At 65.9% G+C, this 9,301-nt stretch carries 13 protein-coding genes; 9 read left to right on the top strand and 4 right to left on the bottom strand.

All coding sequences use genetic code 11. The features are described from left to right. Window positions 1-8 precede the first annotated feature (8 nt). From FQ775_RS06850 to FQ775_RS06860, 3 genes are read left to right on the top strand one after another with little or no spacing between them, the layout of a single operon-like run. On the top strand, window positions 9-536 hold the full coding sequence (locus FQ775_RS06850; RefSeq protein ID WP_146301122.1) for a hypothetical protein: 528 nt from the start codon (window positions 9-11) through the stop codon (window positions 534-536). Window positions 537-580: 44 nt separating this feature from the next. After that, complete coding sequence (locus FQ775_RS06855; RefSeq protein ID WP_146301121.1) at window positions 581-1,330, top strand: AzlC family ABC transporter permease; 750 nt, start codon at window positions 581-583, stop codon at window positions 1,328-1,330. Beyond that, complete coding sequence (locus FQ775_RS06860; protein ID WP_146301120.1) at window positions 1,327-1,674, top strand: AzlD domain-containing protein; 348 nt, start codon at window positions 1,327-1,329, stop codon at window positions 1,672-1,674. Before FQ775_RS06855 ends, FQ775_RS06860 begins: the two co-directional genes overlap by 4 nt. 9 nt (window positions 1,675-1,683) lie before the next feature. Here FQ775_RS06860 and FQ775_RS06865 read toward each other — a convergent pair whose 3' ends face one another. Continuing rightward, window positions 1,684-2,118, bottom strand: a complete 435-nt coding sequence (locus FQ775_RS06865; protein ID WP_146301119.1) for an HIT family protein — start codon at window positions 2,116-2,118, stop codon at window positions 1,684-1,686. Between the two features lie 93 nt (window positions 2,119-2,211). On the opposite strand from FQ775_RS06865, the gene FQ775_RS06870 reads away from it, so the two are divergent. Then, on the top strand, window positions 2,212-2,541 hold the full coding sequence (locus tag FQ775_RS06870) for a DMT family transporter (RefSeq protein ID WP_146301118.1): 330 nt from the start codon (window positions 2,212-2,214) through the stop codon (window positions 2,539-2,541). A 98-nt stretch (window positions 2,542-2,639) separates the two neighbouring features. Here the strand turns inward: FQ775_RS06870 and FQ775_RS06875 are convergent, their stop codons facing one another. The 3 genes from FQ775_RS06875 to FQ775_RS06885 all read right to left on the bottom strand — a co-directional run bounded on the left by FQ775_RS06875 (window position 2,640) and on the right by FQ775_RS06885 (window position 5,112). Then, window positions 2,640-3,800: a GNAT family N-acetyltransferase gene (locus FQ775_RS06875; protein WP_246730351.1), complete on the bottom strand. Its 1,161-nt coding sequence runs from the start codon at window positions 3,798-3,800 to the stop codon at window positions 2,640-2,642. 112 nt (window positions 3,801-3,912) lie between these two features. Further along, window positions 3,913-4,635 carry a glycerophosphodiester phosphodiesterase gene (locus FQ775_RS06880; protein ID WP_146301116.1) on the bottom strand — a complete coding sequence of 241 codons (723 nt, stop codon included), beginning with the start codon at window positions 4,633-4,635 and terminating at the stop codon, window positions 3,913-3,915. Window positions 4,636-4,647: 12 nt separating this feature from the next. Beyond that, a complete protein-coding gene (locus tag FQ775_RS06885; protein WP_146301115.1) occupies window positions 4,648-5,112 on the bottom strand; it encodes a RidA family protein in 465 nt (154 codons plus the stop codon). A 146-nt stretch (window positions 5,113-5,258) separates the two neighbouring features. Between FQ775_RS06885 and FQ775_RS06890 the strand changes: the two genes are divergently transcribed. The 5 genes from FQ775_RS06890 (at window position 5,259) to pyrH (ending at window position 9,271) form a co-directional block, all read left to right on the top strand. Further along, complete coding sequence (locus FQ775_RS06890; protein ID WP_146301114.1) at window positions 5,259-6,071, top strand: cell envelope integrity EipB family protein; 813 nt, start codon at window positions 5,259-5,261, stop codon at window positions 6,069-6,071. A 14-nt stretch (window positions 6,072-6,085) separates the two neighbouring features. Then, window positions 6,086-6,370 (top strand): DUF4031 domain-containing protein, encoded by a 285-nt coding sequence (locus FQ775_RS06895; protein ID WP_146301113.1) that lies wholly within the window; start codon window positions 6,086-6,088, stop codon window positions 6,368-6,370. 188 nt (window positions 6,371-6,558) lie between these two features. Beyond that, window positions 6,559-7,389 carry a 30S ribosomal protein S2 gene (gene rpsB / locus FQ775_RS06900; RefSeq protein WP_146301112.1) on the top strand — a complete coding sequence of 277 codons (831 nt, stop codon included), beginning with the start codon at window positions 6,559-6,561 and terminating at the stop codon, window positions 7,387-7,389. Between the two features lie 131 nt (window positions 7,390-7,520). Then, window positions 7,521-8,444, top strand: a complete 924-nt coding sequence (tsf, locus tag FQ775_RS06905) for a translation elongation factor Ts (RefSeq protein ID WP_146301111.1) — start codon at window positions 7,521-7,523, stop codon at window positions 8,442-8,444. A 104-nt stretch (window positions 8,445-8,548) separates the two neighbouring features. Further along, window positions 8,549-9,271, top strand: coding sequence for a UMP kinase (pyrH, locus tag FQ775_RS06910; RefSeq protein ID WP_146301110.1), 723 nt, complete (start codon window positions 8,549-8,551; stop codon window positions 9,269-9,271). The last annotated feature ends 30 nt before the right edge of the window (window positions 9,272-9,301 follow it).

Raw genomic sequence — 9,301 nt, forward strand, 5'->3', positions numbered from 1 at the left:
GCGCCGAAATGGCGGCCGACGCGTTGCGCCGGCGCCTCGCAACAGGCGCGCGCGGCGAAATCGCCAACGCGACTGAAATCGCCCGGGAGGTCATCGACCATCCCGGGCTTTTGCTGCCGCTGATCGACGGCCTCGAAGACGACGATCCGACCGTGGTCGCGCATGCCGCGCACGCGGCAATGCAGGTCTCGCTCGACAGGATCGATTACTTCGACGAGATGGCCGACCGCCTGATCGCGATCCTGCGCGAAGGCGCGGCATGGGAACTGGGCGAGCAATTGCCGAAGATCCTGGCGCGGCTTCGACTGACCGGGCGACAGGCCGAGGAACTGACCGACATCCTGGCGGCGAAGCTGGACGACCGCTCGAATATTGCCGCCGCTTCGGCGCTTTCCGCACTGGTCGATCTTGCCGGCAAGGGGCTGGTGCCGGCAGAGCGCATCCGTGCGTTGCATCAGACCGCGCTCGATTCGTCGCGCAAGGCGCTGTCAGCAAGGGCGCGGCGGCTCACGAAGCTGGTTCAACGGCTGGCGTGAAACTGGCGTCGTGAAACGGGCCCCGCTGTGCTAGTCGCCATCCGATGACAGATGACGAGAACGAGCAGGCGGGCAGGGGTGGCCGCAGTCTTGGCCGCTGGTTCGGGCGCGGCGCGCTGGCCGCGTTCTCGATCCCCGGACTGATCCTCGCGAGCGCCTTTGTCGGCTTCGCCGGGCTGGCGCGCGAGGCCGGCTTGTCGATGGCCGAGACCGTATTCATGGTGGCGATCGTCTGGGCCCTGCCGGCCAAGGTGGTGCTGGTCGGCGCGATCCTCTCCAACACCGGTCTGTTCGCGGCAGCCTTCGCCGTCGCGCTGTCGTCGGTCCGGCTGATGCCCATGGTGGTGGCGCTGGTGCCGGAGATGCGCACGCCGAAGACGCGCAGATGGGTGCCCTATGCGCTGGCGCATTTCGTGGCGGTGACGTCCTGGGTGGTGGCGCTGGAGCGCTTCCGCAACGTTCCGCGCGAGATGCGCACCAGCTTCTACGCAGGCCTCGGCGGAACACTGGTCGCCGGCAACATGCTGGTGGTGTCGGCGGTCTATCTTGTCGCGCCTTCGCTGCCGCCGACCGCCTCGGCGGCGCTGTTCCTGCTGACCCCGATGTACTTCCTCACTTCGCTATGGGGCTCAGCGCGCGAGAAGGCAGCGCATGTCGCGATGGTGCTGGGCCTGGGGCTGGGGCCGCTTTTCCATGTCCTGCTGCCGGGCGTCGACCTGCTGGCCGCCGGCGTCATCGGCGGCGGCCTTGCCTATTGCTGGCACCGGTTCGCCGGCAGGAACCGCCGCGCATGACCTTCGACGCGATCGACGCCTGGTGGTGGCCCTATCTCTTCATCCTCGTCGCGGGCTGGCTGGCCACCGATGTCTGGCGCTTCCTCGGCGTGTTCCTGGGCGGCAGGATTTCCGAGGACGCCGACATCCTGGTGCTGGTGAGAGCCGTGGCGACGGCGCTGGTTGCAGCGGTCATCGCCAATCTGGTGGTGTTCCCGAATGGCGCGCTGGCCGAGACCCCGCTCTGGCTGCGGGTCGGCGCGGCGGCGATCGGTTTCGCGGCCTACCTTGCCGGGGGCAAGCGCGTCATTGTCGGCATTCTCGCCGGCGAGGCGGTGCTGCTGGCCGGCATGCTGGCCGGGTAGGGACCGCGACTACATTTCAGCCAGCGCGGCGCGGATCTTCTCAGCATTCGCTGCGAGTTCGCCCTGGTCGGCCATCTCGCCAGTGTGGGGGCGCAGCTTGACGCCGTCGAAGCGAGGGATGATGTGGACATGCAGGTGGAACACCACCTGGCCGCCGGCCGGCTCGTTGAACTGCTGGATCGTGACGCCGTCCGCGCCGAACGCCTTGACCACCGCCCTTGCGAGCTTCTGAGTCGTCACCATCACGGCGGCGAGGTCGTCGGGTTCGACATCGAGGATGTTGCGCGACGGTTTTTTCGGGATTACCAGGCAGTGACCGTCGCCGCGTGGCATGATGTCCATCAGGGCGAAGGTGCCGCCGTCTTCGTAAAGCTTGTGCGACGGCAACTCGCCGCGAAGAATCTTGGCGAAGACGTTGTCGGGATCGTAGGCGGGCTGGCTCATTTCTTCCTCGAAGGCTGCACGAAGTCCCGATCATGTTTCGGCGCTAGGCTTGGCCGCGTCAACAGGCCAGCGCGCCCCGCGTCGGAGGACGGCATGAACTATCTCTTTCTGTCGGTGGCGATCGTCTTCGAGGTGCTGGCGACGACGGCGCTCAAGCAGTCGGACGGTCTGACGCGGCTGTGGCCGTCGCTGGCGACGGTCGTCGGCTACGCGCTCGCATTCTACTTCCTGTCGCTGCCCTTGCGGGTGCTGCCCGTTGGCGTGGTCTATGCCGTCTGGTCGGGGGTCGGGATCGTCTTCATCACCGCCATAGGCTGGCTGTGGTTCCGCCAGTCACTGGACGTCGCCGCCGTCGCGGGCATCGTGCTGATCATCGCCGGTGTGCTGGTGATAAATCTGTTCTCGAAGACGCTGGCGCATTAGAGCCGTTCATCGTTGCACAGCATCGCCGAACGCCTCCAGACATTTGTTTTTCCGCAATTCCGCACGGAAAACCGGCGTCCACTTTTCCTGGAATTGCTCTAGTCCCGCGCTTTCCTGAACGGCGCGTGCTCTTCCAGGTAAGCCCCGATCTGGGCGACCTCGGCGCGCTCGCGCACCAGATAGTCGGCGACGGCGTCGCGCAGGCCCGGATGGGTAATGAAATGCGCCGAATGCGTGGTCACCGGTACGTAGCCGCGCGACAGCTTGTGCTGGCCCTGGGCACCCGCTTCGACCACCTTCAGGCCCTTCTCGATCGCGAACTCGATCGCCTGGTAATAGCAGACCTCGAAATGCAGGAAGGGATGATCCTCGATGCAGCCCCAGTTGCGGCCGTACAGCGTGTCGCCGCCGATGAAATTGATCGCGCCGGCAACGTTGCGGCCGTTGCGCCGGGCCATCACCAGCATGATATCGTCGGCCATGCGCTCGCCGATCAGCGAATAGAAGCGACGGTTGAGATAAGGCCGGCCCCATTTGCGGCCGCCCGTGTCCATGTAGAAGCGGAAGAAATCGTCCCACACGGCCTCGGTCAGGTCGGCACCCGTCAGGCGCTCGATGGTGATGTCCTCGCCAAGCGCCTCGCGCCGTTCGCGGCGGATCGCCTTGCGCTTGCGTGATGCGAGCGAGGCGAGGAAATCTTCGAAACCGGCATAGCCGCGATTGAAGAAGTGGAATTGCTGGTCGGTGCGGCGCAGATAGCCGATCTCTTCCAGCGCCGCCGCCTCGGTCTCCGGCGCGAAGGTCACATGCGCCGACGAAACCCCGAGCCGCTCGCACAGGGTTTTCAGCCCGGCACCCAGCGCCTGGCGCACCGCGCCGGCATCGCGGCCGGGGGCGACGAGGAGGCGAGGGCCGGTCGCCGGCGTGAACGGTACCGACACCTGCAGCTTGGGGTAGTAGCGGCCGCCGGCGCGCTCGAAGGCGTCGGCCCAGCCGTGGTCGAAGACATATTCGCCCTGGCTGTGCGATTTCAGATAGCAGGGCACCGCGCCGAGCAGGGCGCCGTCCGAGTTTTCCAGGCGCAGATGCTGCGGCTGCCAGCCGGTCTGCGGCGACGTGGTACCCGAATCCTCCAGCGAGGAGAGAAAGGCATGAGAAACGAAAGGGTTATAGGGAGTGGCTTGATTTTCGCGGGAAGCGCCGGCGAGGTTCGCCCATTCGGCGGAAGAAAACGCGTCGAGGGATGGCGCCACGCGCATGACGAATGCATCGCTCGAAACGTCATCGGTGCAGCCGTCATCCATCGCCATGTCCGAAAGATATAAAGTGGCGGAAGCGATGCAAGGCGCGCCGGACGCATAATTCCTGTCACTAGCGCGCGAGCGGCGGTTCGAAACCCTCGAACGTCATCTGGTCGGCATGCGCGAATGTGCGTTGGATGTCGGCAGGCTCGAGCACCGTCCAGGTGATGACCGGGAGGCCAAGCCGTCCGCGCACAAAGGCGACGAACGGGCTGGGCAGGTCGGCGACGCCCCAGGAGACGAAATCCGGCGAGTGGGCGAGCATGGAAAAATGCGCCTCCAGTTCGGCCGTTTCGTTGCCGCTGGCCGTCAGGCCGGCCGTGATGCCCGGCGCGTCGGTGGCGAAGCGGCGCACCAGCCAATGGTCGAACGACATGATGGCGGCATGACCCCGATAGCCGGCGAGATCGGCAGCGACCGCAGCGACCAGGCGGTCATCCTTGCCTTCGACACCCTTGAGTTCGATCACGACGGGAACCCGTCCGGCGATCTCGGCCAGACTCTCGGCAAGAGTGGGGATGCGATCTCCGGTTCCGCCGACAGTCATGGCGCCGAGTTCGGTCGCGGTCTTGTCGAAGACCTTGCCCTTTTGTCCGGTCAGGCGCTCCAGATCGCGGTCATGGAAGACCATGGGCACGCCGTCGGCGGCAAGGTGCACATCGCACTCGATCGAGTAGCCCTTGTCGGCCGCCGCCGCGAAGGCGGAGAGCGTGTTCTCCCATTTCCGTTGGTTGAGGTCATGAAGGCCGCGATGGGCGATCGGCCGCTCGACCAGCCAGGAAAGGCCCGACATTGTGCGCTCCGCTCAGGCGAGTTCGAAGATCGCCTCGATTTCCACCGGCGCATTGAGGGGCAGCGACGCGGTACCGACGGCCGAGCGGGCATGCTTGCCGCGCTCGCCGAGCGCCGTGGCGAGCAGGTCGGAGGCGCCGTTTGCGACCAGGTGCTGTTCCGTGAAATCGGCAGCCGAGGCGACAAAGACAGTGATCTTGACGATACGCGCGACCTTTTCGAGGTCGCCGGTGGCGGCCCTGGCCTGTGCAAGCAGGTTGACCGCGCACCAGCGCGCCGCTTCCTGGCCCTGTTCGGTGGTCAGGTCGCGCCCGAGCAACCCGGTTGCAATCAGCTTGCCGTCCCTGAGCGGCAACTGGCCGGCAGTGAGCAGCAGCTTTCCGGTCCGCGCCCAGGGCAGATAGTTGGCGGCTGGTGCGGCGGCTTGCGGCAGTTCGATGCCCATCGCGGCCAGGCGTTCTTCTGCGGTCTCGCTCATCTCGTTCCTTCCAGATGGTGCATGCGGCGCGGATCGCGCGGGAATGTGCTATTTTCGTCTCGCTTACGCCACGACTTTTTTACTAGTGTGACCGTGAATCGGTCGCCCGGCATGTCCGTACGGGTCCGGCAGACGGAGTTTCCCATATGCGCCTGACGCGCGCCGCCCTCCTGGCCTCAACAGCTCTTGCCTTCGTGCCGGCGGCGCTCGCGCAGCCGTCACTGGCGCCGCACCGCGCCGTCTACGACATCTTCCTGGACGAGGCGTCCGACCGCTCGGGTATCACGGCGATCAAGGGCCGCATGGTTTACGAGTTCAACGGCTCGGCCTGCGAGGGCTACACGGTGAATTTCCGCTTCGTCACGCGGATCGACACCGCGGACGCCTCGCGGCTCACCGACCAGCAGACCTCCACTTACGAGGACGCCGACGGCAAGACCTTCAACTTCGTCACCAAGGCCTATGTCGATCAGGCGCTCGACCGCGAGGTGAAGGGGCACGCGACGCGGCAGGCGGACGCGATCGTGGTCGAGATCGACAAGCCGCAGGAAAACACGGTCGAACTGGAGCCGACCCAGTTTCCCACCCAGCACCTGGCAGAGCTGATCGGCAAGGCGAGGGCAGGCGAGACCTTCTACGAGACCAGCCTGTTCGACGGTTCGGAGGATGCCGACCGGATCATGACGACAACCGTCATCATCGGCCGCGAGGAAATGCCGGATGTCGGCGACGAGGAACTGCAGGTCGCCAAGGCGATCGAGCCGCAAGCCTTCTGGCCGGTGTCGATCGCCTATTTCGACCTCAGCGAGGGCGAGGAAATCCCCGACTACCGCATCGACTTCAAGCTGCACGAGAACGGGATCACCCGCGATCTCGTCATGGATTACGGCGACTTCTCCATGACCGGCAAGCTGGTCGACCTGTCCGTCTTCGAGCAGCCGAAAGGCTGCCCCAACTGACGGGCGCGGGCAGGGTGGCTGTCTATGTCGACCGGCCGATGTGGCCACTTGCGGGCCGCAAATGGTGCCATCTCCTGGCTGACGACACCGCGGAATTGCACCGCTTCGCCGCACGGCTCGGCATCACGCGCTTTTCCTATCAGGGTCCGCCCAAGACGTCGGCGCCGCATTACGACATCACCGGCTTCGAACGCAGCCGGGCGCTGTCGCTGGGCGCGATCGCCTGCGGTCGCCAGGAGATCGTCGAGGTGTTTCGCCGCGTGCGAGTGAAGAACAGCAAGGCAAGCAAGGCGGCCTGAACGGGCCCGCCGGCGGCGACAAGCCGTCGAGACTTGCATTGCACTGCAAAATCCCCTATCTGCGCGCTCATTCCACACACGGGTCTTGGTAACTGGCCGGGAGACATCCGCCAGGCACCGCCGGTGGCGACGCCGAAATCGGTGATCGTCGATGGCCCGTGGAGGCTTGAACCGGAAAGGAAACGAGAATGGCTCTGCCTGATTTCAGCATGCGCCAGCTTCTGGAAGCTGGTGTTCACTTCGGCCACCAGACCCACCGCTGGAACCCGAAGATGGCGTCGTACGTGTTCGGCGCCCGCAACAACGTCCACATCATCGACCTGTCGCAGACCGTGCCGCTGCTGCACCAGGCGCTCAAGGTTGTCTCCGACACCGTCGCCGCGGGTGGCCGCGTCCTCATGGTCGGCACCAAGCGCCAGGCCTCCGAGATCATCGCCGATTCGGCGCAGCGTTCGGCTCAGTATTTCGTCAATGCCCGCTGGCTCGGCGGCATGCTGACCAACTGGAAGACGATCTCCAACTCGATCTCGCGCCTGCGCAAGCTCGACGAGCTGCTGGCCGGCGAAGCCCAGGGCTTCACCAAGAAGGAGCGTCTGAACCTCGAGCGCGAGCGCGAGAAGCTGAACAAGGCGCTCGGCGGCATCAAGGACATGGGCTCGACGCCGGACCTGATGTTCGTGATCGATACCAACAAGGAGGCGATCGCCATCCAGGAGGCCAAGCGCCTCGGCATTCCGGTCGTCGCCGTCGTCGATTCCAACTGCGATCCGGATCAGGTCGACTATCCGATCCCCGGCAATGACGATGCCGCCCGCGCGATCGCGCTCTATTGCGACCTGATCGCCAAGGCGGCGATCGACGGTATCGCCCGCCAGCAGGGCTCCATGGGCGTCGATATCGGCGCAGCCGAGGAAGCTCCTGTTGAGCCGGCGCTCGACGCGGAAGCCGAGACCCCGGCGCCCGGCGAAGCCCCGGCCGAGGAAGCCGCCGGCGGCGAGGCCGGAGAGGCGAAGCAATAAGGCTGCCGCAGTCATCTGCGACATCGACGGCGCGGACATCCGCCGCGCCGGATCAGGAGAACAAGGTCGGACCGGACGGGCGGCGCGCCACGAGGCGAGCGCCCGTTGCGGCAAAGGACGAAGAGGTAGGTATGAGCATTTCTGCTGCACAGGTTAAAGAGCTGCGCGAGCTGACCGGCGCGGGCATGATGGACTGCAAGAACGCGCTCGCCGAGAGCGGCGGCGACATGGAAGCCGCCGTCGACTGGCTGCGCAAGAAGGGCATCGCCAAGGCCGACAAGAAGGCCGGCCGTACCGCCGCCGAAGGCCTGATCGGGGTCGCTTCGGACGGCGCCGCCGGCGTTGTCGTAGAGGTCAACTCCGAGACCGACTTCGTCGCCCGCAACGAGGCCTTCCAGGAACTGGTGCGCAACATCGCCGGCGTCGCGCTGACGACCGACGGCTCGGTCGAGGCCGTTGCCGGCGCTGCCTATCCGGGCTCGGGCAAGGCGGTCGCCGATCAGGTCAAGGACGCCGTCGCCACCATCGGTGAGAACATGAACCTGCGCCGCGCGGCCAAGCTGAGCGTCAGCCAGGGCGCCGTGGCGACCTATGTCCACAATGCGGCAGCGGAGAACCTCGGCAAGCTCGGCGTGCTCGTCGGCATCGAGACCTCAGGTGACGCGGAAGCCGCCCGCGCCTTCGCGCGCCAGGTCGCCATGCATGTCGCGGCGACCAGCCCGATGGCGCTCACCACCGAGGAACTCGACCCGGCCGCCGTGGCCAAGGAACGCGAGATCTTCTCGGACCAGGCGCGTGCCTCCGGCAAGCCGGAAAACATCATCGAGAAGATGGTGGAAGGCCGGCTGCGCAAGTTCTACGAGGAAGTCGTGCTGGTGAAGCAGGCCTTCGTGATCAACCCCGACCAGACGGTCGAACAGGCGCTGAAGGAGGCCGAAAAGGCCATCGGCGCGCCGGCGAAGCTGACCGGCTTCGTGCGCTTCGCCATCGGCGAGGGCATCGAGCGCGAGGAAAGCGATTTCGCCGCCGAGGTGGCTGCCGCCGTCAAGGGCTGACCGCCTTCCGGCACGGTCGGAAAACGCCAGGGGCGTCGCGTGACATCGCGGCGCCCTTCGTGTAATCGCTTGCCGCGCAACAATCCGACGAAAAAGAGAGACAGATGGCCGCCAATCCGCCCTATCGCCGCGTGTTGCTGAAAGCGTCCGGCGAGGCGCTGATGGGGGGGCAGGGCTTTGGCATCGACGTTTCGGTCGCCGACCAGATCGCGGCCGATATTGCCGAGGCGCGGGCGCTCGGCGTCGAGGTCGGCCTGGTCATCGGCGGCGGCAACATCTTTCGCGGCGTCGCGGTCGCCTCCAGCGGCGGTGACCGGGTGACCGGCGACCACATGGGCATGCTGGCGACCGTGATCAACTCGCTCGCCATGCGCACTTCGCTGGTCAAGATCGGCGTCGATGCGGTGGTGCTTTCGGCGATCGCCATGCCCGAGCTGTGCGAAAGTTTCTCCCAGCGCCAGGCGACCGCATATATGAATGCCGGCAAGGTGGTCATCTTTGCCGGCGGCACCGGCAACCCGTTCTTCACCACCGATTCGGCGGCGGCGTTGCGGGCGGCCGAGATCGGCGCTGACGCGCTCTTCAAGGGCACGCAGGTCGACGGCGTCTATTCGGCCGATCCGAAGAAGGATCCGAGCGCGAAACGCTACGATCGCATCACCCATCAGGAGGTGCTGCGCGACGGGCTGGCGGTCATGGATACCGCCGCGATTGCGCTTGCACGCGAAAACAACATTCCGATAATCGTCTATTCGATTCACGAGAAGGGCGGTTTCGGCGCCATTCTGCGGGGAGAGGGCCGCTGCACTGTCGTCTCCGACAGCTGAGACGTGGTAGACAAGCGGCGCAAAACGGAG

This window comes from Nitratireductor mangrovi (genome assembly GCF_007922615.2).
GTDB classification, from domain to species: Bacteria; Pseudomonadota; Alphaproteobacteria; order Rhizobiales; family Rhizobiaceae; genus Mangrovimarina; species Mangrovimarina mangrovi.

What these genes read in the sequence shown, in the direction of transcription:
- FQ775_RS06850 (WP_146301122.1), top strand. Translation starts at nt 9, where the DNA reads ATGGCGGCCGACGCGTTGCGCCGGCGCCTCGCAACAGGCGCGCGCGGC.
- FQ775_RS06855 (WP_146301121.1), top strand. Translation starts at nt 581, where the DNA reads ATGACAGATGACGAGAACGAGCAGGCGGGCAGGGGTGGCCGCAGTCTT.
- FQ775_RS06860 (WP_146301120.1), top strand. Translation starts at nt 1,327, where the DNA reads ATGACCTTCGACGCGATCGACGCCTGGTGGTGGCCCTATCTCTTCATC.
- FQ775_RS06865 (WP_146301119.1), bottom strand. Translation starts at nt 2,118, where the DNA reads ATGAGCCAGCCCGCCTACGATCCCGACAACGTCTTCGCCAAGATTCTT.
- FQ775_RS06870 (WP_146301118.1), top strand. Translation starts at nt 2,212, where the DNA reads ATGAACTATCTCTTTCTGTCGGTGGCGATCGTCTTCGAGGTGCTGGCG.
- FQ775_RS06875 (WP_246730351.1), bottom strand. Translation starts at nt 3,800, where the DNA reads ATGCGCGTGGCGCCATCCCTCGACGCGTTTTCTTCCGCCGAATGGGCG.
- FQ775_RS06880 (WP_146301116.1), bottom strand. Translation starts at nt 4,635, where the DNA reads ATGTCGGGCCTTTCCTGGCTGGTCGAGCGGCCGATCGCCCATCGCGGC.
- FQ775_RS06885 (WP_146301115.1), bottom strand. Translation starts at nt 5,112, where the DNA reads ATGAGCGAGACCGCAGAAGAACGCCTGGCCGCGATGGGCATCGAACTG.
- FQ775_RS06890 (WP_146301114.1), top strand. Translation starts at nt 5,259, where the DNA reads ATGCGCCTGACGCGCGCCGCCCTCCTGGCCTCAACAGCTCTTGCCTTC.
- rpsB (WP_146301112.1), top strand. Translation starts at nt 6,559, where the DNA reads ATGGCTCTGCCTGATTTCAGCATGCGCCAGCTTCTGGAAGCTGGTGTT.
- tsf (WP_146301111.1), top strand. Translation starts at nt 7,521, where the DNA reads ATGAGCATTTCTGCTGCACAGGTTAAAGAGCTGCGCGAGCTGACCGGC.
- pyrH (WP_146301110.1), top strand. Translation starts at nt 8,549, where the DNA reads ATGGCCGCCAATCCGCCCTATCGCCGCGTGTTGCTGAAAGCGTCCGGC.